20 protein-coding genes are annotated in these 20,833 nt (G+C 56.6%); 7 read left to right on the forward strand and 13 right to left on the reverse strand.

The window, feature by feature from the left end:
• Positions 1-38: 38 nt before the first annotated feature.
• The 5 genes from DW082_RS14845 to DW082_RS02155 all read right to left on the reverse strand — a co-directional run bounded on the left by DW082_RS14845 (position 39) and on the right by DW082_RS02155 (position 5,257).
• Positions 39-521 carry a hypothetical protein gene (locus DW082_RS14845; RefSeq protein WP_259335465.1) on the reverse strand — a complete coding sequence of 161 codons (483 nt, stop codon included), beginning with the start codon at positions 519-521 and terminating at the stop codon, positions 39-41.
• Complete coding sequence (locus DW082_RS02140; protein ID WP_259335466.1) at positions 419-1,861, reverse strand: hypothetical protein; 1,443 nt, start codon at positions 1,859-1,861, stop codon at positions 419-421. The genes DW082_RS14845 and DW082_RS02140 overlap by 103 nt, the downstream gene beginning before the upstream one ends.
• A 77-nt stretch (positions 1,862-1,938) precedes the next feature.
• Positions 1,939-3,219, reverse strand: a complete 1,281-nt coding sequence (locus DW082_RS02145; RefSeq protein ID WP_055202777.1) for an MFS transporter — start codon at positions 3,217-3,219, stop codon at positions 1,939-1,941.
• A gap of 36 nt (positions 3,220-3,255) precedes the next feature.
• Complete coding sequence (locus DW082_RS02150; RefSeq protein WP_101571927.1) at positions 3,256-4,320, reverse strand: aldose epimerase family protein; 1,065 nt, start codon at positions 4,318-4,320, stop codon at positions 3,256-3,258.
• A 22-nt stretch (positions 4,321-4,342) separates the two neighbouring features.
• Positions 4,343-5,257 carry a sugar phosphate nucleotidyltransferase gene (locus DW082_RS02155; RefSeq protein ID WP_172970724.1) on the reverse strand — a complete coding sequence of 305 codons (915 nt, stop codon included), beginning with the start codon at positions 5,255-5,257 and terminating at the stop codon, positions 4,343-4,345.
• Positions 5,258-5,521: 264 nt separating this feature from the next.
• Between DW082_RS02155 and DW082_RS02160 the strand changes: the two genes are divergently transcribed.
• From DW082_RS02160 to radA, 4 genes are read left to right on the forward strand one after another with little or no spacing between them, the layout of a single operon-like run.
• Positions 5,522-6,397: a murein hydrolase activator EnvC gene (locus DW082_RS02160; RefSeq protein WP_055203539.1), complete on the forward strand. Its 876-nt coding sequence runs from the start codon at positions 5,522-5,524 to the stop codon at positions 6,395-6,397.
• Between the two features lie 54 nt (positions 6,398-6,451).
• A complete protein-coding gene (locus tag DW082_RS02165; protein ID WP_055202783.1) occupies positions 6,452-7,606 on the forward strand; it encodes a 1-deoxy-D-xylulose-5-phosphate reductoisomerase in 1,155 nt (384 codons plus the stop codon).
• A 31-nt stretch (positions 7,607-7,637) separates the two neighbouring features.
• Positions 7,638-8,969 carry an RIP metalloprotease RseP gene (gene rseP / locus DW082_RS02170; protein ID WP_118457097.1) on the forward strand — a complete coding sequence of 444 codons (1,332 nt, stop codon included), beginning with the start codon at positions 7,638-7,640 and terminating at the stop codon, positions 8,967-8,969.
• Between the two features lie 16 nt (positions 8,970-8,985).
• Positions 8,986-10,368 carry a DNA repair protein RadA gene (radA, locus tag DW082_RS02175; protein WP_118457099.1) on the forward strand — a complete coding sequence of 461 codons (1,383 nt, stop codon included), beginning with the start codon at positions 8,986-8,988 and terminating at the stop codon, positions 10,366-10,368.
• Between the two features lie 49 nt (positions 10,369-10,417).
• Here radA and yidD read toward each other — a convergent pair whose 3' ends face one another.
• From yidD to DW082_RS02215, 8 genes are all read right to left on the reverse strand, one after another.
• Positions 10,418-10,678, reverse strand: coding sequence for a membrane protein insertion efficiency factor YidD (gene yidD, locus DW082_RS02180; RefSeq protein ID WP_101571933.1), 261 nt, complete (start codon positions 10,676-10,678; stop codon positions 10,418-10,420).
• Positions 10,635-11,033: a ribonuclease P protein component gene (locus DW082_RS02185; RefSeq protein WP_228385738.1), complete on the reverse strand. Its 399-nt coding sequence runs from the start codon at positions 11,031-11,033 to the stop codon at positions 10,635-10,637. The genes yidD and DW082_RS02185 overlap by 44 nt, the downstream gene beginning before the upstream one ends.
• Before the next feature lie 10 nt (positions 11,034-11,043).
• Complete coding sequence (locus DW082_RS02190) at positions 11,044-11,982, reverse strand: uroporphyrinogen-III synthase (protein WP_118457101.1); 939 nt, start codon at positions 11,980-11,982, stop codon at positions 11,044-11,046.
• Positions 11,983-12,061: 79 nt separating this feature from the next.
• The gene (locus DW082_RS02195) at positions 12,062-12,892 is read right to left on the reverse strand and encodes a DUF4271 domain-containing protein (protein WP_118457103.1); all 831 of its coding nucleotides are present in this window, start codon (positions 12,890-12,892) and stop codon (positions 12,062-12,064) included.
• Positions 12,893-12,898: 6 nt separating this feature from the next.
• Positions 12,899-14,059, reverse strand: a complete 1,161-nt coding sequence (locus DW082_RS02200; RefSeq protein WP_055202794.1) for an ATP-binding protein — start codon at positions 14,057-14,059, stop codon at positions 12,899-12,901.
• Between the two features lie 51 nt (positions 14,060-14,110).
• Positions 14,111-15,784, reverse strand: a complete 1,674-nt coding sequence (locus DW082_RS02205) for a S41 family peptidase (RefSeq protein ID WP_153497751.1) — start codon at positions 15,782-15,784, stop codon at positions 14,111-14,113.
• Positions 15,785-15,918: 134 nt separating this feature from the next.
• Positions 15,919-16,389, reverse strand: a complete 471-nt coding sequence (locus DW082_RS02210) for a hypothetical protein (protein WP_228385737.1) — start codon at positions 16,387-16,389, stop codon at positions 15,919-15,921.
• 91 nt (positions 16,390-16,480) lie between these two features.
• Positions 16,481-17,059, reverse strand: a complete 579-nt coding sequence (locus DW082_RS02215) for a 5-formyltetrahydrofolate cyclo-ligase (protein ID WP_055202799.1) — start codon at positions 17,057-17,059, stop codon at positions 16,481-16,483.
• A gap of 184 nt (positions 17,060-17,243) precedes the next feature.
• Between DW082_RS02215 and DW082_RS02220 the strand changes: the two genes are divergently transcribed.
• Genes DW082_RS02220 through DW082_RS02230 form a run of 3 tightly spaced genes read left to right on the forward strand, consistent with a single transcriptional unit; the run spans position 17,244 to position 20,695 of the window.
• The gene (locus tag DW082_RS02220) at positions 17,244-17,936 is read left to right on the forward strand and encodes a fumarate reductase (RefSeq protein ID WP_055202801.1); all 693 of its coding nucleotides are present in this window, start codon (positions 17,244-17,246) and stop codon (positions 17,934-17,936) included.
• Between the two features lie 42 nt (positions 17,937-17,978).
• On the forward strand, positions 17,979-19,922 hold the full coding sequence (locus DW082_RS02225) for a fumarate reductase/succinate dehydrogenase flavoprotein subunit (protein ID WP_101571939.1): 1,944 nt from the start codon (positions 17,979-17,981) through the stop codon (positions 19,920-19,922).
• Between the two features lie 29 nt (positions 19,923-19,951).
• Positions 19,952-20,695 carry a succinate dehydrogenase/fumarate reductase iron-sulfur subunit gene (locus tag DW082_RS02230; RefSeq protein WP_055202803.1) on the forward strand — a complete coding sequence of 248 codons (744 nt, stop codon included), beginning with the start codon at positions 19,952-19,954 and terminating at the stop codon, positions 20,693-20,695.
• The last annotated feature ends 138 nt before the right edge of the window (positions 20,696-20,833 follow it).

Genomic DNA, 20,833 nt, shown 5'->3' on the forward strand with positions numbered 1-20,833 from the left:
GACCCGATTTTTTAATGGAACACGCTTTACGAAAACCGTTAGCGATTCTGCCCGGCACGCTCGTCGTAAACAAAATTGAACCGGCCGCCCGGGGCCGCATCGCCGTTCACGTAAAAATCCATGATATTCCCCTCTTCCTGCATGTTGTCGCTCCATTTGAATTCGATGTTCAGCGACTTTCCGAACTCACCGAGCAACGAACGCGGTATCCGAATCTCCATCCGGTTGCCGTCGACGGCATAATCCGCCTCCGCGGCGCGCTCCCAATTCCAGCCGTCGCCGCTATGGCGGGACAATACGGATTTGCCGTCCTGCGGCTTTTCGTAGTTCAGCACGAAATCGTACCCCTCCCATCCGGTCGCTTTGTCACGGTCGACGTCAATGAACAGCATCATCCAGTTGCGGTCGGTCGACGGGGTCAGCTTATCGGCGGTTTCGACGTAAAAATAAACGTACCTGCGATCGCGGGCCACTTTCGCGTCCACGATGTCGTTGCGCCCGGTCGTATTGGTATAAAACATGTTCGCATGACCTTTGTGATTCCGGTGCATCGTATTGCCCGGATAATGCCTGAAATCGGGCGATACGCCGTCCCAACCGTCGAAACGGCCGATCCGGAAGCTCCGGGGCTGCGACACCGCCTGCGACTCCGAAACGCCCTTGTAACGGCGGATATTGTCGACCAACTGGATGTAATAGGCATCGCCTTATCGCCCCACGCCTTGACCGGTTCGATATCGCGGCTGCGTTCCCAGTCGAACTGATCGGGGAATGCAAACGGATAATAGGGGCGGGCGGGATGCCAGCCGATGTGCTTCCCGGCGATGAATTCGTTCCAGCCGGTAACGAAAATCAGGTCGGGATCGCACTGCAGCGCATAATCCCACTGCTCCTGGATATTCAATCCGTACAGGTAAGCATCCTCGCGGGTATCCTGCCCGCGCTGTTGGGTATAACTGCGCCCGTAAGTTCCCGGCGCATTGAAAGCACAGCAGTGGCCGCCGCTGGCATCGTTCGCATTTTGCGCCACGCAGACCACCATCTCTTCGCAGCCGCCGTCCGGACGTTCGACAAACTTATGCTGCGGATAGGTTTCGAGCCAACCCCACTGGTCGGGACGCCCGGGGCCGTCCACGATGTCGGGTTGACCGGGACGGAACGTGAAAAAATCGCGGATCGTCCGGTCTTCGGGCGAATCGGTCAGGTTGTCCGGATAAGCCATGATACAGGGTTTGCCGTGCAGGTAAAACCAAAGGTTTTCGGCCCGGCCCGGCTTGTAAATATCCTCATAAAGCTGGCGCAGCGAAACGAGCGACCAATCCACAGGCCCGAACGGCAGCATGAACGCAATCTTCGGCACATTCACGCCGTCCCCCTGCGCCTTCGTCCAGACGTCGATCAATACGTCGTACGAAGATTTCCAGGTAAGGGAAGCGTTCGTACAGTCGAAAAACACGACGTCCACACCGGCATCGGCCAGCATTTCGGCATGTTTGCGCAGCACCCACGGGTCGGTCGTCTTGTAATACCCCAGCAGCGGCTCGTCCCAGAAATAAGAATTTCCGCCGATATCCCAGGCGGGGTGGTCGTAATCGTCGATCGCCTCGGGATGTTCGCGGAGAATCTGCGTAATGTTGCCGATCCGCCGGTAGTCGGTAATCGGACTGGTGTGCCACGTCCAGTAAAACATCGCCACTTTGCGGTCGTCTCTGCGGGCGCGGGTCTGTTCCCGCCCGGGCAAAGCGCGGCCGAGACCGTCCGTCGCGGCCCACTGGTCGCTCTCGACCGCCTGTGCGGACGACCTTTCCGACCAAAAAACCAGAGCGGCCGCCACGATACTTATAAAAAATAATTTTCTCATCGTTCTCGAAAATAGCGGAGGGCGGCTATGGCCGCCCTCCCGATTTTACTTTTTTTAAATATCTCCGGACAGCGGAATTATTCGACCGGAATGTCCTTGTTCACGTTTTTGGAACCGACTTGGGCGTAATACAGGATGTAAGCCAGAGCGACGATAATCACCCAGAAACTGGCCAGGTAACCGAAACCGTCTGCAACGGCGCCCTGGATCAACGGCAGAACACCACCGCCGCATACCATCACCATGAAAATGCCGGACGCGGCGGCCGTATATTTACCCAGCCCCTCGACGGCCAGGTTGAAAATATTACCCCACATCACCGAGGTGCACAACCCGCAAAGGATCATCAACATGATACCGATCGGCACTTCAGCCAGACCGAATGAGATATCGGATTTGAACACCGGCATGTTGACCGTCGTCGACAGCGGCAGGAAGATCGCCAGCAGGATCAGCAGGATGCCCAGCGAAGAAACGAACGTCAGCATGGATTTGCTGGAAAATTTCGCACCCAGCGACGCGCCGGTCAAACGGCCGATCAGCATCAGGAACCAGTAGGTTCCGGCGATCGTCCCGGCGACCGTCGTATCGATAGCGAGACCGCCCTTATCGACGCTCTGCGTCATAAACAGGTTCGCAAAGTTGGCGATCCCTACTTCGACGCCCACGTAAAAGAAAATCGCCAGCGTTCCGAGAACGAAATGGCGGAACGAAAACGGACTGTGTTTCTCTTTTTCCTTTTTCGCGGTCACCAGATGCGGTTCCGGAATCTTCACGAACGAAAGTACGATAAACGCCAGCGCGAAAATTCCCATCGCCAGGAAAAGCGCCGGGTTGGCCTTGCTGATCGAGGCGCTGTATACGTCGCCCATCAGGTAGCCGACCAGCACCGGTACGATCGTAGCGCCGATCGAGTTGCACGAACCGCCGAACTGCACCAGCTGGTTCCCGCGATTACCTCCGCCCCCGAGCGTATTGAGCATCGGGTTTACCACGGCGTTCAGCATACACATCGAAAAACCGGATACGAAAGCGCCGATCAGATAGACGGTAAAACTTTCGACCTGTCCGGACAGGAAAGAAATCCCTACGCCGACGAAACCGACGACAATGGCCGTAAGAGCCGTCTTCTTATAACCGATGCGTTGCAGCATGATACCCGCCGGAATACCCATGCAGGCGTAAGCGATGAAGTTGGCGAAGTTTCCCAACTGCGACATCCAGTTCGGTACCTGGAACTGTTCCTTCACGATAATGCCCATCGGGTTCTGAAGCCCCGTAACGAACGCGATCATGAAGAAGAGCGCGAACATCATCGCTATCGGCAATGCGTAACTCTTTTGTTTAGTTGATTCCATCCTTATCTATTTTAGGTTAATAATTGGCTCTGCGGATTAATTCGCATCCGTTTCGAAACGGAAGACGATTTTCTCGTTATAGATCTCCCCGGGACGCAATACGGTCGACGGAAAGCCGGGGCAGTTCGGACTGTTCGGATAGGCCTGGCACTCGATCGCCACGCCGGCGCGGCGCCCGTACGGATGGCCGCTGATACTTTGCGGACAGCCTTCCAGATAGTTTCCGGCATAGATATGGATCGACGGCTGGGTCGTCCGGATCCGCATCCGCCGTCCGCTCTGCGGGTCGTACAGCACGCCCGCTTCGGAAAGTTTTCCCTTTTCATACCCGTCGATCGCCCAGCTCTGGTCGTAACCGGAACCGAAACGCAGCGGTTCGTAATCGGCGTCGATCTCCGCGGACAGCGCTTTCGGTTCGCTGAAATCCATCGGCGTGCCTTTCACGTCGACCAACTCGCCGGTACAGACGCAGTCGGCGTCGTAGCGCAAGTATTTCGATCCGTTGATCTGAAGCAACTGATCCATCGCGCCCGGCCGATCCTCGCCTTTGAGGTTAAAATAGGAGTGATTCGTAAGGTTGATAATAGTAGGAGCGGTCGTCTTGGCGTAATAGGTAATCTCCAGCTCGCAATCGTCGCTCCAGTCGTAAACGACCTCGGCGTTCAGGTCGCCCGGATACCCCTGGTCGCCGTCGGGACTGAACAGCGAGAAAACGACCCGGTCGGTCTCCACGCGGCTCTCCCAAATTTTGTTCGCAAAGCCGTTGATGCCGCCGCCGTGCGTATGGTGCCGCCCTTCGGAGCAGTTCGCCGACAATCGGTATTCCACACCGTCCAACGTAAATTTCGCTCCCCGGATCCGGTTGGCGAACCGGCCGACCGTTTTCCCCATGCACGGCCCGTCGCCGAAATAACTTTTGAAATCGTCGTAACCGAGGGCCACGTTCGCGAGCCGGCCGTCCCGGTCGGGAACCTCCACCGATACGACCGTCGCGCCGATATTGGTCAACTTCACGGATGCGCCGCCCGCATTGGTCATCTTGTAAAGGACGATCGCTTCGCCTTCGGCGGTAAAACCCCAGATATTCTGTTCTATTTCCATCGTTTCGAGCGCTTTTGCGGGACTATGCCCAGAGTTTGTCGGGATAAACCCCGGCGGCGATCAACTTGCGGATCCGTTCGACGACGGCCGGGCGGTCTTCCTTGTAGGTTACGCCGAACCACTGGGCCGCGCTGTGCAGCACCCGCAACTGAGCCTTTCCGTCGGCAACCAATTTATTGACCATCGTCGGAATGTAAAATTCGGATTTCGGATTCCCGATATTGTCTTTCAGGTAGGCGCTGAAAAAATCTTCGGAATATTTGAAATAATCGGGCGTAAAACCGAACATGTTCATCGATACCAGCGTATCCCCGGCCAGCGGGAACACATTGCCCTTTTCGTCCTCGTAAACGATCTTGTCTTCGCGGCGCTCGATCTTCGTCCGCTCGACCATCGAGGTCAGGTTGCCGTTGCTATCGACGCTGCAGATGCCGCGCGATACGGACCCATAATCGGACAGCGTGTTTTTCAGTTCGTAACCGACCATGCAGTAATGGTTGCGCTGCGCGGCCACGCTGCGTAGGTAATCCGCGATGGTCTTATAAGCTTCCGCCCCGTAAAAGTCGTCGGCGTTGATCACGGCGAAAGGCTCCTCGCGGATCGTATCGGCGGCCATCATCACCGCATGGTTCGTCCCCCACGGCTTTACGCGGTCGGCGGGCACCGTAAACCCGGCCGGCAATTTATCCAGTTCCTGAAAAACGAAATCGATCTCGATCTTACCTCCGAAACGTTCCGGCGTGAACATCTCCCGGAACTCCTTTTCGAACAGGTGACGGATCACGAAAACCACGCGGCCGAATCCGGCGCGGATGGCATCGTAGATCGAATAGTCGATAATAGCCTCTCCGCCCGGCCCCACGCCGTCCATCTGTTTCAACGAACCGTACCGGGATCCCATTCCCGCAGCCAATACCAAAAGTGTAGGTTTTACCATGTTTTTGTCGTCTTTTTAAATCTTCGTTTCGGCCGCGGACGCATCGTCCCGCATCGGAAATACCGCCGCCCCGGATCGGAAAACAGGACGGAAAGCGGGTATCCGCGTCCAAACGCTACGCAAATTTACACTTTATAACTTATTTTCAAAATCGATTCCTCCGAAAAAACCGTCTGTCAAATAATCTTTGATATATTTTCCCCGTTCTGTCATTACCCGAGGGAAATTATTATCTTTGTAAGTCGAATTATGCATAAAAGTTCCATGAACTTCAAAACGAGCGTTTCATACTTCATACGGAACCTGCGCGAGAAGCACCGTCTCAGCATCCGGAATCAGCATAACGATTCGGAGGTTTGGTATATGTATATCAGCCCGTTGAACCTACTGGCCGGCTTTCTGGCGCTGGTGCTGATCCTGTTTATCGTCATCACGATCACCGTGGCCTACACGCCGGTGCTGGACCTGATTCCCGGTTATCCGGGCAACAAGTCGCGGACGATGCTGATCGAAAACATCATCCGGCTCGACTCGTTGGAACAAGAAGTGCGCAACATGCAGATATACAGCGATAACATTGCGCTCATCATGGCGGGCAAAAATCCCGTCACACGAAATAACGTGCAAAGTTCCGACTCACTGTCGAAAAAAAACGCGGACGCGGCGGCGACCATCGTCGAGGACTCGCTGCTGCGCAGGCAGATGGAGACCCCGGGCGGCATTTATAGTCTGAACGATCCGGACGCGGCGCGCAAGAACCTGCGCAGCGCGATGGAACTCTATACGCCGGTCAAAGGCGTCGTCACCGAAAAATTCAGCCCGATCGACAACCGGTACGGAACGACGCTCGCCACCGCAGGCAACCAGCAGGTGATGGCGGTGATGGACGGAACGGTCGTCTCGTCGTCGTGGACGCCCGAAGACGGCTTCGTGCTGTTCATCCAGCACGGAGGCAATATGCTATCGGTTTACCGGCATAACACCAGCGTACTGAAAAAGGCGGGGGAACGCGTATCGAGCGGCGAGATCGTCGGTTACACCGGCGGCGAAAAATCCGCAGGCGGCGGACAGAACCTGTTCGAGTTCGAACTGTGGCATAACGGAACGCCGATCGATCCGGAAGGATACATCGTTTTTTAAACTATTTTAAATGAAGACGACGGAAAACCCGACACGGTTTTCCCTTTAACGGAAATGACACAAAGCAAACAGCGATTAGCCGTTCTCGGCTCGACCGGTTCGATCGGAACCCAGACGCTCGATATCGTCAGGCGATACGGCGACCGGTTCGAAATAACGACGCTGTCGGCCCACAGCAACTGGAAAAAGTTGGTCGAACAGGCCGTCGAATTCACCCCCGACAACGTGGTGATCGCCGACAAAACTCATTATACCGCCGTGCGAGACGCGTTGGCGGACCATCCGGTCAAAGTATACGCGGGCAGCGATGCGCTCGAACAGGTCGTCTGCTCGGAACAGGTCGACACGGTCGTCATGGCCCTGGTCGGTTACAGCGGGCTGTTCCCGACGGTCAGCGCGCTGAAACACGGCAAAAAAGTCGCGCTGGCCAACAAGGAGTGCCTGGTCGTAGCCGGAGAGATCGTCACCAGGCTGTCCGCCGAACACCGGGCTCCGATCATTCCGGTCGACTCGGAACATTCGGCCATTTTCCAATGCCTGACCGGCGAACATTCGGCGGTCGAAAAGGTGATCCTGACCGCATCCGGCGGCCCGTTCCTGCACCGCCCGGCCGAAGAACTCGAACGGGTCAGCGTCGAAGAGGCGTTGAACCACCCGAGCTGGTGCATGGGCGCGAAAGTCACGATCGACTCCGCCTCGCTGATGAACAAGGGTTTCGAGGTGATCGAAGCGCGCTGGCTGTTCGGACTGCGGCCCGAACAGATCGACGTGGTCATCCACCCGCGCTCGGTAATCCACTCGATGGTACAGTTCGGCGACGGAGCCGTCAAGGCGCAAATCGGCACGCCGGACATGCACCTTCCGATCCAGTACGCGCTGACCTTTCCGCAGCGGTTGCCGCTGCAAGGCCCGCGGATCGACTTCTGTAAGTTGGGATGCCTCGAATTTTTCGAACCCGACCCGATGCGCTTCCCGAATCTCGCGCTGGCGTTCGAATGCCTGCGGCGCGGCGGCAATGCCGGAGCCGTGCTGAACGCAGCGAACGAAGTGGCCGTAGCGGCATTCCTCGACCGGAAAATCCGCTTCACCGACATCGCCCGGATCAACGAAGAGACGCTCGGCCGGACGACGCTGCGCGAATGCGTTTCGCTGGAAGAGTACCGCCGCACCGATCGCGAAGCGCGGCAAACCGCCCTATCGATATTATAAATTCAAAATACTCACGTTAGTACGATAAAACATGGACATTCTGATTAAAATTCTGCAATTCATACTCAGTTTCTCACTGCTGGTCATCATCCACGAATTCGGGCACTTCCTGTTCGCGCGGCTGTTCAAGACGCGCGTCGAAAAATTCTACCTGTTTTTCAACCCGTGGTTCTCGCTTTTCAAGTTCAAAAAGGGGGGCACCGAATACGGTATCGGCTGGATTCCGTTCGGCGGCTACGTGAAAATCGCCGGGATGATCGACGAGTCGATGGACACCGACCAGATGAAACAACCCGTCCAACCGTACGAGTTCCGGGCGAAACCGGCCTGGCAGCGATTGCTGATCATGGTCGGCGGCGTGCTGATGAATATCCTGCTCGCCGTATTCATCTACATCGGGATGAGCTATACGTGGGGAAAGACCTACCTCGACAACAAGGACGTCAAATACGGCTACGTCTACAACGATCTGGCCCGGGAAATGGGTTTCCGCAACGGCGATAAGATCGTCGACATCGACGGCGAAGCGGTCGAAGACGCCGGAGCGATCTGGCAGACGATCGTGATCGACCAGGCGAAAACCGTCACGGTCGACCGCGACGGACAGCGCGTCCGGATCGACATTCCGGAAGAAGCGATCGCCCAGTTGCTCAAATCGCCCGATTTCGCGACGGTACGGATCCCGTTCGTGGTCGGAGAGACGGTCGCCGGCGGTCCCGCCGCCCAGGCCGGACTGCTCGCCGGGGACACGCTGGTGTCGTTCAACGGCGAATCGATGCGCTACTTCGACCAGTACCGCCAGGCTTTCGAGACGTACGCATCCGACACGGTCACACTGGGCGTGATGCGCGATTCGGCGGGAATCACGCGGCTGATTACCCTTCCGGTCAAAGTTTCCGAGAAAGGGACGATCGGCGTCTATCCGGTATCCCCGGCCAGCCTGCTCGCGCTGAGCACGCACCGGTACAATTTCTGGCAGGCGATCCCGGCCGGTATCCAACGGACGGGCAGCGAAATCAGCAGCTACGCCAAGCAAATCAAACTGATGTTCACACCGAAGACCGAAGCCTACAAATCGCTGGGAGGCGTGATCGCCATCGGCAACATCTTTCCGAACTACTGGAGCTGGGAGCAATTCTGGCGCATCACGGCATTCCTGTCGGTCGTTCTGGCTGTCATGAATATCCTGCCGATTCCGGCGCTGGACGGCGGACACGTATTGTTCCTACTGGTCGAAGTAATCACCGGGCGACGACCGAGCGATAAATTCCTCGAACGGGCGCAACTCTTCGGCATCATCATCCTGTTCGCGCTGCTGATATACGCGAACGGCAACGACATTTACCGCTTCTTCATCAAATAAACCGTTCCGACCCGCGATGGCCAAATTAAAAAAAGCGTTTTTCTGCCGCAGTTGCGGGTACGAGTCGGCCAAATGGGTCGGCAAATGCCCGGCGTGCGGCGAGTGGAATACGCTGGTCGAAGAGGTCGTCGGCAAGGAATCGTCGCGTACGACCTCGTTCGCACCGGCGCGCGGCAGCAACCGCCCCGTGCCGGTGCACGGGATCGAACGGCAGGTTTTCACGCGCACCGACCTGGCCAACGGCGAGGTGAACCGCGTGCTGGGCGGCGGCCTGGTGCAGGGCTCGATCATCCTGCTGGGCGGCGAACCGGGCATCGGCAAATCGACGCTGAGCCTGCAGCTCGCGCTGAAAGCCGCCGGGCTGAAAACGCTGTACGTATCGGGCGAGGAGTCCCCGCACCAGATCAAGATGCGGGCCGAACGGATCGGTATCGTGAACGAAGCGTGCTACATTTACAGCGAGACGAACCTCGAAAACATCATCACCCAGATCACGCAGCACGGCCCCGACCTGGTCGTGATCGATTCGATCCAGACAATTTACACCGAAACGATCGACTCGTCGCCGGGCAGCGTGTCGCAGATCCGCGAATCGGCCGCCTTGCTGCAAAAATATGCCAAGCAGACCGGCACATCGATCATCGTAATCGGACACATCACCAAGGACGGCATCATCGCCGGTCCGAAAATCCTGGAACACATCGTCGACGTGGTGCTGCAATTCGAAGGCGACAACAACAACATCTACCGCATCCTGCGCAGCATCAAGAACCGGTTCGGAGCGACATTCGAGATCGGCGTATTCGAAATGCGCGGCGAAGGGCTGATCGAGGTCGACAATCCGTCCGAAATCCTGTTGTCGCACTACGACGAACCGCTGAGCGGCATCGCCGTCGGCGCGGCCGTCGACGGGGCCCGGTCATACCTGATCGAGACCCAGGCGCTGGTCAGCACGGCCGCCTACGGCACGCCGCAGCGCTCGGCGACCGGATTCGACTCGCGGCGGCTGAACATGCTGCTGGCCGTACTCGAAAAACGGATCGGCCTGAAGATGTACCAGAAAGACGTCTTTTTAAATTTTGCGGGAGGGTTCAAGATCAGCGACACGGGGCTCGACATGAGCGTCATCGCGGCTATCCTGTCGTCGTATTTCGACCGGCCGGTAGACCGGGAAACCTGTTTCGCCGGAGAGATCGGCCTGTCCGGCGAAGTACGTCCCGCTCCCCGCAGCGAACAACGCATCGGCGAAGCGGCCCGGCTCGGCTTCCGACGGATCGTCGTATCGGGCTATCTACGCAAAAGCCTTCCGAAGCCGCCAAAAGGCATCGAAGTCGTCTATATCAACAAACTGGAAGAGCTGGGACGCATCGTCTTCGGCGTTTCCGGGCCGGTCGAGTAATCCCTTTTATTGCTTACTAAAATCGCTCCGGGAAGTCCGTCCGTTCCGTTTACGGAACCGGATCGTAACCGCTTCCTCCCCACGGATGGCAACGCAGAATTCGCCTCAGGCCCAGATAGCTCCCCTTGAACAGGCCGTGCTTTCGCAGGGCTTCGGCGCAGTACTCCGAGCAGGTGGGCGTGAAACGGCAGGAAGGGGGCGTAAAAGGAGAGATGCAATGACGATATATCCAGATCAACCCCAGCAAAGGGGCTAAAATAAGCCCCTTAAATCCTTTCGGAAAGGTTCCGGATGATCTTCTGCACGGCATTTTCGATCGACGTATAATCGGCTATCTCTTTGGAAACATACAACAGGCCCAGGTTGAACCGTCCGCCTCCCGAGATCTCCCGCAGGGGATTCCGGTTCAGGCGGTAAGCCTCCCGTATCCGGCGTTTCAACAGGTTGCGCACGTTGGCCCGTTTGTGATTGCGCTTCGAAACGGAAACCAGCACCGACAGCCCGCCTTCGTCCGTCGCGTCGCCGGCATCGTCCTCCCCGGTGAGAAATACGTAACGGATCGGGTAGACGACACCGCTTTCGCCCTTTTCGAACAGGCGGGCGATCTGCTTGCGCGACCGAAGCCGCTCCGCACGGGGAAACGTATGATCCGAACTCTCCATCATTCCCGCCGGGCTATTTCCCGGCGCTTTTGGTTGCGGCCCCTGCCGTTTTTACCGAGGCTTTTTTCAGCGCGGACGACGCTTGTTCGCCGGAAGCTGCTCCCGGTCTGGCGGCCGTGCGCACCCGCCTGCCTTTGGCGTATTTCGAACTTTCGATGAAAGTCAGGTCGGGCGACCGCTCCTCGAGCGTCACCGGCGGAACCTCCTCTCCGGCATTGATTTTCCGGATATAAATATCGAGCGCCTTGGTCATCGACGGAACTTCGGGCGTAGGCGCCATCACATGGACGGTCAGTCCTTCGGTCAGCGCGGCCTTGGCCGTCCCGTGGCCGAACGTCGCGATTTTCGGAGCGTTCTCCCCGAGCGTAAATTTTCCGGTCAGCGAGGCGATCTCGGACGGACTGTAAAAGACCAACAGATCGTACTTGCGGACATCGACCGCATCCAGGTCGGCGCTCACCGTACGGGCCAGGATCACCTTGCCGAACTGAAGTTTCATCTTCTCCATCGCCAGCGGCATCTCGGGCTTGTGCGGCTCGGAAAGCGTCAGCAGGAATTTCTCGTCCTTGTGCTTGGCGATCAGTTCGACCAGCGAAGAGAAAGTCCCTTCGGCAAAGAAGATTTTCCGCTTGCGGTAAACGATATATTTTTGCAAGTACAGGGCGATCGCCTCCGTATTGCAGAAATATTTCATGGTTTCGGGAATCGTAACGCGGGCTTCCTCGCAAATCCGAAAGAAATTATCGATCGTAACGCGGCTCGTGAAAATAACAGCCGTATGCGCCAGGATATCCACCCGCTGGCTGCGGAACTCTTTCAGGGAGACCCCCTCCAGCTTAATGAACGGATGGAATTCCACATTCACGCGGTGCTTGAGCACGATCTCATGAAAGGGAGATTTCTCGGCGATGACCGGAGCCGGTTGCGAGACTAAAACATTTTTAATTTTCAAAACAATAACTTGTTTATAGTTAGCTTCTTCTGATAACTCCGCCGTGAGACGGAACTGCTCCTCCTCCTCGGAAAAACACTCAGCAATTTCTGGCTACAACAAGCACGAAAAAGCTTATCGGAAACAATTCGACGGCACAAAGGTACAAAATCCATTGCAGAATTGAAACATCCCGCGCCACAAAGAAACGATAACTTTTCGCCAAATACAGCAGATAGAGCGCAGCGGCGAAAACGGCGGTACCGTGCAGTAGCCGGTCGATTCCGGGGCCTTCGGTGAGCGCTACGACCAAAAAAAGAGGAGTCAGCAGGATATATATAAACGACGAAAAAATACGGATCGTGAACCGGAGTTTCTCAAAAAAAAGATCGTTCCGGATCACTCCGCCGATGATCCGCGTCACGATCTTGCGGTAAACCGCAACGGCGGCGGCGGCAAACAGCACGGCCAGGCAGGCCAGGTCGGTCGCAAAAGGGATTTGCCGGGGCAACCACCCCTCGACGCCGTACAGTCCGCCGTAGCGAATCAACAGCCCGCCGATCAGCAGCATCCCCCACAGAGCCGTCCATGACAGGAACTTGCGGAAAAACAACGGATACTCGTCGTAAACCTTGTCAGATGAAACCCGCCCGGTCAGGATCTTGAACACGATCCCGATACTGCTCCGGTAGCTGTGGATCAGGTAACAGAAAACCATGAACACGGCCAGCACGACTCCCTGGTAAGCATAACTGTCCGTCAGGTGCGGCTGCAGGGCGGGCAGCGCCAAAGGATCGTACCCGTCCGGCCGTTCGGCCACTGTCCCCGACACGCCGAAAATATCGGCCTGCGAAGGAACGCTCGCCCCTTCGAGCGGCTCGATTTCCGGAAGGTAACAGTCGCAATCGGTAACGTAGCGGGACTCCATCATACCGGTCTATGAATAGATTTTTTTCAGGGCGATGCGGATGGTCGTTCCTTTGTCGATCTCGGAATCGAGCACGAAGATCTTACCGCCGTGGTATCCGTCGATAATCCGTTTGCTGAGCGAAAGTCCGAGCCCCCAACCGCGCGTTTTGGTCGTAAAACCGGGTTCGAAGATCCGTTTGAAATTCCCCTTCGCGATCCCCTTGCCGCTGTCCCGGACATCGACGTAAATCCAGTTGGCGTCGCTGGAGAGTTTGACGTCGATCGTCCCGGTTCCCGACAAAGCGTCCATCGCGTTTTTCAACAGATTTTCGATCACCCATTCGAAAAGCGCTTCGTTGATCATCGCCTTTTGCTGAGCCATCGCCAGCCCGTTATAGGTCAGCGTGACGTTCTTCGGTACGCGCGTGCGGAAATAGATCACGCTGTTGCCGACGATCTCGTTGATCACCCCTTCGCTGAGCGGAGTCGCGGCCCCGATTTTCGAGAACCGGTCGACCACCTTGGTCAGCCGGACGATATCCTTGCCCATCTCGTCGATGGCGGTCTGGTCGATGTTCTGGGTTTTCAGGTATTCGAGCCACCCGAGCAGCGAAGAGGTCGGCGTACCCAACTGGTGGGCCGTCTCCTTCGCCAGCCCGATCCAGACGCGGTTCTGCTCGTCCTGCTTCGTCGAACGGAACGTGATGTATCCGAACACGACAAACACGATGATCACCAGCAACTGGATGTACGGGAAATAGACCAGCGTCTTGAGCAGCCGGGATTCGTCGAAAAAGATATACAGCGTCTCGTTGTACAGCGTCTGCACCTTCAGGTGCGGATTGACCTTCGTCATCTGGTCGAGCTTGTCGCGCAACAGGTTCGGATGATTCAGGATGTAATCGGGAATCAGATGCGAATACTCCACCCGCAACGCCCCGTCGGTCAGAATGAACGGAATGTTGTTGCGCGTGGTGATGATCGACAGCAACAGGGGGTTCCCCGGGTCGGCCCCCAGCTCGCGGAAGGCCGCCGCCCAGATCGCCACCTCGTTCTGTTCTTTCTCCCGGAGCTGGCGCGCCATGTCGTTGGTGAACAACAGCGACGAGATCCCGATCACCATCCCCAGAACGATGATGACCACCCGGCTCCGAAAAGAAAGCATCTTATGCAGCGCTCTTTTTTTCATAGTTTTACGGGAACCCGATGTCCCCTGTGTTTTGCGAATCGTCCCGGAAAGCTACTTGCGCGGAGTATCCTGCGAAGTCACGATCTGCCGGTAACGGTTTTGGTCTTTCAGCACTTCGACGGCCTGTCGTACTTCCGGATCGTGCAGCGCCGTATGACGGGCGACTCCGGTCTCGTAATGGTAACGCAAGATAATCTCGTCGCCGATCAGCTTACGAATCTCGTCGCCAAACAATTCGAGGTCGGTATTTTTATCGTCTTTCAGTTTTTCGCCGATCGCGTCGAGTTCGCCGGAGATTCGGTCGAGGTATTTTTCCCGCTCGGCTTTCTTACGCAGATCTTTGACGGCTTCCTGAGTTTCCGACTCGAAATCCATCTCCTTGTCCTGCATGAAAGCGACGAAAAGACCGTATTCCCCGTCCGGCAATTCGAACGTATCCGCATCCACGCCTTCGCGGTGCCGTTTGTAGTAATCGTTCGCGAAATCCTCGATATATCCTTTGCCGTAAAGCGCCATCGTGAAACGGCTGGTATAGACCGGGTCGAGACGGACGTCCGGCATTACGCCGCCCCCGTCGTACACTTTCCGCCCGGCGGCGGTCTCGTACTCCCGAATCAACGAATCCGGCACCAGCCCCACGCTGCCGTCGTCGTTGCGGTGCGTATAATCGATCGCCTGGATACAACGGCCGCTGGGAATGTAATATTTCGCGGTAGTCACTTTCAGGAAAGCGTTGTACCCCAGCGGACGCGGAGTCTGCACCAATCCTTTGCCGAACGTCCGCTGTCCGACCAGCACGGCACGGTCGAGATCCTGCAACGCTCCCGACACGATCTCGGCGGCAGAGGCCGTCATACTGTTCACCAGCACGGCGATCGGAATTTGCGTATCGAGCGGTTCGGCTTGCGTCACGAACGTCGCGTCGGATGATTTCGTGCGGCCGTGCATCGACACGACTTCGGTGCCTTTGGGCACGAACATCGAAAGAATCTTCACGGCTTCCTGCAAAATGCCGCCGCCATTGCCCCGCAGGTCGATGATCAGCGAAGTGATCCCCTGTTTTTTCAGTTTCTCGAAAGCGGTCCGCATATCGTCGCTGCAATCCTCCGAGAAATCGTCGTGCAAGATATAACCCACATCGCCGTCGATCACGCCGTAATAAGGTACCCCTGAGATCACGATCCGCTCCCGCTTGACCGAAACATCGACCGGATTGCCCGTCAGCAGTTTCTCGACGGTCAGTTTCATCGAAGTGCCGGGCGTTCCTTTCAACAATTCGCTAACTTTCGAAACGTCGTACCCTTTCAGGTTCTCGCCGTCGACGGCCAACAGCTTGTCTCCGATAACCAGCCCCGCCTTATCGGCCGGAAAACCCTCGTACGGCTGGGCGATCGCCACGTAATCGCCGCTCTTGCGGATCAGGGCCCCGATACCGCCGTACTTGCCGGTCGTCTGTATTTCGAAATCGGCCATTTTATTCTCCGGAATCAGTTCGGTGTAAGGGTCCAGGTTCTCGACCATGCCGGCCGCAGCGTCCTCGAGCAGTTTGTCCGTATCGACCGAATCGACATAGGAGAGACTGACCTCGCGGAACATGTTGAACAGGATCTGGATATTCCGTCCGAGCGCGAAATCGGGACGCGACGCAGCCAGCGAAAATCCCGCTGCCGCCACGATCGCACCGATCGCCAACACATATTTGAGTCGCTTATACACTCTTTCCATTTTTATAACATTTCCTTATCTAACGTTCGTAAAAAACAAAGCGGTATGCCCCGTCCGCTCATTTTTTTATCCCCAAAGCGGGAATACGAATCATATTATTTACAACCAAATCTTTACGCATTTCCGAAAACCGGTCAGTTTTCGATGTGCGACCGGAGCCGGAACTCCGCTTTCACGACCTCCTTGCGAATGCCGTCCAACACGACGGAACCGCCCGCATCGGTTACGGCGATCCGGTCTTCCCACAGCAGCAAAGCCCTTTTCAGCGGCGACGAAGCCCGGAAGACCATCGTCCCGTCCTGTTCCCGAACCAGCGAAAAACCGTTTGCCCGGAACGTACTGAGAATCAACTCCCGGTCACCGGTAAAATCGGCCGCCACCGTCCGCCGGGCAAACCCGAATTTCGGATAAAAAGCCGCCACGACGACGATCACAGCCAACATCAGCCGTCCCCGCTGCGACCCGAACAGTTCGGCCAGATCGCGCCCGGCATCCGCTCGCGACGTCCCGGTCGCCAGCATCAGCGTGAAGACCAGCGTAAAAAGCAACAACAGCCACACGAGGTATTTCAGCGACCGGACTATATAAGTTTTCCCATCCATCATGATTCGCATTTAAGTTTTTTCGACGGCGTACCGAATGCAAAGATAGCGGATTTTTGCGAACGGTTTCCGAATTTCGCGGGATACGAACGAATTATAAAGACCGTAAAGCGCCGTCCCGGTACCAGCGCGCCTCCCGTTCCGACCCGCATACGACCCAGTCGACCGGCACGTCGTGCGCATCGGCGGGAACATGCTCGAAAAACTGGTATTCGAAACAAACGCCGATTTTCAGCGGTCCTTCGCGCGTCAGCAACCGATCGTAGAATCCTTTGCCGTGCCCGAGACGGTTTCCGTACGGATCGTACCCCATGGCCGGAACCACGATCAGGTCGATCCGCCGCAGGCAGGTCTCTTCCTCCCCGACCGGCTCCCTGATCCCGAAACGGGCCTCCCGCAGTTCGTTTCTGCCGGTAAACTTCCTGAGCGACAGTCCGTCGCCTCGCATTACCGGAAGGTAAACCTTTTTGCGGACGGCCCATTTTTCGACGAAAGCATGTGTATCTACCTCCGCAGGCAGCGACCAATAAAGCGCCACGCTCGCGGCATCGGCGAACGGCGGGAAACGGCCGACGGCTTCCATGACCCGCTGCGACATCGCGGCTCGCGTCCGCCCGTCGTACAGTTCTCCGCGATCGCGAACGATCCGGCGTAACGCACTCTTCGACTCCATACTCCAAATCCGGTTTAAAAACGGAATCCGAAGATACCGTTTTTTTCAAAAAAATTAAAACTCCGGACAGAATATTCCGTCAAAAGATTGTTATTTAAAAAACAATGGGATAACTTTGTACTCTGTTTTTTCGGAAGTACACGAAATGCGTAAATAACCAAAATCACTAAATTTCATTTTACTTATGGGCAATCTGTTTACATCTACAATCGGACGGAAACTGATTATGAGCATCTCAGGTCTTTTTCTGATCCTGTTCCTGTTGTTCCACATGTCGATGAACATTGCAGCCGTATTTTCCACCGAGGCCTACAATGCGATCTGTGAATTTCTGGGAGCGAACTGGTACGCACTCGCCGGGACGCTGATCCTGGCCGCCGGTTTCGTGGTGCATATCATCTATGCATCGATCCTGACGCTGCACAACCGCAGTTCGAGGGGCACGCAGCGCTATGCCGTGGAAGCTACGCCGAAATCGGTAACCTGGGCTTCGCGGAACATGTTCGTGCTGGGACTCGTCGTCGTATTGGGATTGCTGCTGCACCTTTACAACTTCTGGTATAACATGCAGTTCGCCGAAATCATCGGAGACCACTCGCTCGGAGCGTTCGGGCCGACCGACGGAGCGGCTTACATCGCCGACCTGTTCAGCAACCCGGTCTACTGCCTGATCTATCTGATCTGGTTCCTGGCCATCTGGTTCCACCTGACGCACGGTTTCTGGAGCGCCTTCCAGACGATCGGATGGGACAACCAGATCTGGATGAAACGCCTCAAATGCCTGGCCAACGTCTTTGCGACCGTCGTTTTCCTCGGTTTCGCTCTGGTCGTAGTCGTTTTCTACCTGCGCAGCCTGTGCGGCGGGTTCTGCTACTAATTTGATTGCACCAATTAGAAATAAAAAAACAAAAAATAAGATATGGTAAAGTTAGAATCGAAAGCTCCGCAGGGCCCGCTGGCCGACAAATGGAGCAAGCATAAGGCTGAAATCAAAGTGGTCAGCCCCGCCAATAAGAGAAAACTCGACATTATCGTAGTGGGTACCGGACTGGGCGGCGCATCCGCAGCCGCTTCGCTCGGCGAACTCGGATATAACGTAAAGGTATTCTGCATCAGCGACTCCCCGCGCCGCGCGCACAGCATCGCCGCGCAGGGAGGCATCAACGCCGCCAAGAACTACCAGAACGACAACGACTCGGTATACCGTCTTTTTTACGATACGATCAAGGGCGGCGACTACCGCGCCCGCGAAGCCAACGTATACCGTCTGGCCGAGGTATCGAATCATATCATCGACCAGTGCGTCGCACAGGGCGTTCCGTTCGCCCGCGATTACGGCGGACTGCTCGACAACCGTTCGTTCGGCGGCGCGCAGGTTTCGCGTACGTTTTACGCCCGCGGCCAGACCGGACAGCAGTTGCTGCTCGGCGCTTACGCCGCGCTGAACCGCCAGATCGCCAAAGGCAGCGTGAAAAGCTACCCGCGTCACGAGATGCTCGACCTGGTCATCGTAGACGGCAAAGCCCGCGGTATCATCACGCGCAACGTGGTAACCGGCGAAATCGAGCGATTCGGCGCGCATGCCGTAGTGATCGCCACCGGCGGTTACGGAAACGTTTTCTTCCTGTCTACCAACGCAATGAACTCGAACGGTTCGGCCGCATGGCAGTGCTATAAGAAAGGCGCCGTATTCGCAAACCCGTGTTTCACGCAGATTCACCCGACCTGTATCCCGGTACACGGAACGCAACAATCGAAACTGACGCTGATGTCCGAATCGCTGCGCAACGACGGCCGCATTTGGGTTCCGAAGAAAAAAGAGGACGTCGAAAAGATCCGCGCGAAGAAACTGAAACCTTCGCAGATCCCGGAAGAAGACCGCGACTATTACCTCGAACGCCGTTACCCGGCCTTCGGGAATCTCGTGCCGCGCGACGTGGCGTCGCGCGCCGCCAAAGAACGCTGCGACGCCGGCTTCGGGGTCAACGAGACCGGCTTGGCCGTATTCCTCGACTTCTCGACCGCAATCAACCGCCTCGGCGAACAGACGATCCGCGAACGTTACGGCAACCTGTTCCAGATGTACGAAAAGATCACCGACGTCAATCCTTACAAAGAACCGATGACGATCTATCCGGCCGTGCACTATACGATGGGCGGTATCTGGGTGGATTACAACTTGATGACCACGATCCCCGGCCTGTATGCGATCGGCGAGGCCAACTTCTCCGACCACGGCGCGAACCGTCTGGGCGCATCGGCGCTGATGCAGGGTTTGGCCGACGGCTATTTCGTACTGCCGTATACGATCGGCGACTACCTGTCGCACGAAATTCAGACTCCGAAAATAAAGACCGACCTGCCCGAATTCGAGGTAGCCGAAAAAGGCGTCCGCGAAAAGATCGCCAAGTTGCTGTCGATCCAGGGTAAAGAGACGGTGGACGACCTGCACAAAAAGCTGGGACACATCATGTGGGAAAACGTCGGCATGGCCCGCAGCAAGGAGAGCCTCGAAAAAGCGATCGTCGAAATTCAGGCGCTGCGCAAGTCGTTCTGGGCGAACGTCCGCGTGCCGGGAACCGACAAAGAGTTCAACCAGGAACTCGAGAAGGCCGTTCGTCTGGCCGACTTCCTCGAACTGGGCGAACTGATGGCCCGCGACGCCCTGAACCGGAACGAATCCTGCGGCGGTCACTTCCGCGTGGAGTACCAGACCCCGGAAGGCGAAGCGCTGCGCGACGACGAACACTACGTATACGTGGCTGCATGGGAATATACCGGCAAGGACAAGGAACCGGAACTGGTCAAAGAACCGCTGGCATTCGAAACCGTGCATCTGGCCCAGCGCAACTACAAGGATTAATTGAGTCAAACAGGTAAAACGTTAAGACAATGAATTTGAAATTAAAGATATGGCGTCAGCAAAACGCCCACGCGCAGGGGAAGTTCGTCGACTATACCGTTGAAAACATCTCCCCCGACACCTCGTTTCTGGAAATGCTGGATATCCTCAACAACAAGCTGATCCAGAACAACGAAGAACCCGTCGTGTTCGACCATGACTGCCGCGAAGGCATCTGCGGCATGTGCTCGTTGCACATCAACGGTCATGCGCACGGACCCGATACCGACATCACCACCTGCCAGTTGCACATGCGCAAGTTCAAGGACGGGGATACCATCACGATCGAACCGTGGCGTTCGCGCGCTTTCCCGGTAATCAAGGACTTGGCCGTAGACCGTAGCGCCTACGACAAGATCCTGCAGGCCGGCGGTTTCATTTCGGTCAATACCGGCGGCGTGCCCGATGCCAACACGATTCCGATCCCGAAACCGGATGCCGACGAAAGCATGGACGCGGCCGCCTGCATCGGTTGCGGCGCCTGCGTAGCCACCTGCAAGAACGGTTCCGCGATGCTGTTCGTCGCCGCCCGCGTTTCGTCGCTGGCCAAGCTGCCGCAGGGCCGCGTCGAAGCGGCCCGCCGCGCCAAAGCGATGGTCGCTAAGATGGACGAACTCGGATTCGGGGCCTGCACCAACACCGGCGCCTGCGAAGCGGAATGTCCGAAAGGGATCTCGATCGCCCACATCGCCCGGTTGAACCGCGAATTCCTTTCCGCCAAACTGAAAGATTAAGCTTTCTCGCATTATTTGCCGGAGTCGATCCGGCATCCGAAACGAAAAGCGTTTTACCGTTCGGGTAAAACGCTTTTCGTTATTTCGACCATTGTTCAAAAATTACGGCTACGATCGGGAGTAGCGGGCTATAAAACC

Source organism: Alistipes sp. AF48-12, from assembly GCF_003477565.1.
GTDB lineage: Bacteria > Bacteroidota > Bacteroidia > Bacteroidales > Rikenellaceae > Alistipes_A > Alistipes_A hominis.

Bases quoted from the DNA above. Each gene is read 5' to 3' on its own strand.
- DW082_RS14845 (WP_259335465.1), bottom strand. From the start codon at position 521: ATGTTTTATACCAATACGACCGGGCGCAACGACATCGTGGACGCGAAA.
- DW082_RS02140 (WP_259335466.1), bottom strand. From the start codon at position 1,861: ATGAGAAAATTATTTTTTATAAGTATCGTGGCGGCCGCTCTGGTTTTT.
- DW082_RS02145 (WP_055202777.1), bottom strand. From the start codon at position 3,219: ATGGAATCAACTAAACAAAAGAGTTACGCATTGCCGATAGCGATGATG.
- DW082_RS02150 (WP_101571927.1), bottom strand. From the start codon at position 4,320: ATGGAAATAGAACAGAATATCTGGGGTTTTACCGCCGAAGGCGAAGCG.
- DW082_RS02155 (WP_172970724.1), bottom strand. From the start codon at position 5,257: ATGGTAAAACCTACACTTTTGGTATTGGCTGCGGGAATGGGATCCCGG.
- DW082_RS02160 (WP_055203539.1), top strand. From the start codon at position 5,522: ATGAACTTCAAAACGAGCGTTTCATACTTCATACGGAACCTGCGCGAG.
- DW082_RS02165 (WP_055202783.1), top strand. From the start codon at position 6,452: ATGACACAAAGCAAACAGCGATTAGCCGTTCTCGGCTCGACCGGTTCG.
- rseP (WP_118457097.1), top strand. From the start codon at position 7,638: ATGGACATTCTGATTAAAATTCTGCAATTCATACTCAGTTTCTCACTG.
- radA (WP_118457099.1), top strand. From the start codon at position 8,986: ATGGCCAAATTAAAAAAAGCGTTTTTCTGCCGCAGTTGCGGGTACGAG.
- yidD (WP_101571933.1), bottom strand. From the start codon at position 10,678: ATGCCGTGCAGAAGATCATCCGGAACCTTTCCGAAAGGATTTAAGGGG.
- DW082_RS02185 (WP_228385738.1), bottom strand. From the start codon at position 11,033: ATGATGGAGAGTTCGGATCATACGTTTCCCCGTGCGGAGCGGCTTCGG.
- DW082_RS02195 (WP_118457103.1), bottom strand. From the start codon at position 12,892: ATGATGGAGTCCCGCTACGTTACCGATTGCGACTGTTACCTTCCGGAA.
- DW082_RS02200 (WP_055202794.1), bottom strand. From the start codon at position 14,059: ATGAAAAAAAGAGCGCTGCATAAGATGCTTTCTTTTCGGAGCCGGGTG.
- DW082_RS02205 (WP_153497751.1), bottom strand. From the start codon at position 15,784: ATGGAAAGAGTGTATAAGCGACTCAAATATGTGTTGGCGATCGGTGCG.
- DW082_RS02210 (WP_228385737.1), bottom strand. From the start codon at position 16,389: ATGATGGATGGGAAAACTTATATAGTCCGGTCGCTGAAATACCTCGTG.
- DW082_RS02215 (WP_055202799.1), bottom strand. From the start codon at position 17,059: ATGGAGTCGAAGAGTGCGTTACGCCGGATCGTTCGCGATCGCGGAGAA.
- DW082_RS02220 (WP_055202801.1), top strand. From the start codon at position 17,244: ATGGGCAATCTGTTTACATCTACAATCGGACGGAAACTGATTATGAGC.
- DW082_RS02225 (WP_101571939.1), top strand. From the start codon at position 17,979: ATGGTAAAGTTAGAATCGAAAGCTCCGCAGGGCCCGCTGGCCGACAAA.
- DW082_RS02230 (WP_055202803.1), top strand. From the start codon at position 19,952: ATGAATTTGAAATTAAAGATATGGCGTCAGCAAAACGCCCACGCGCAG.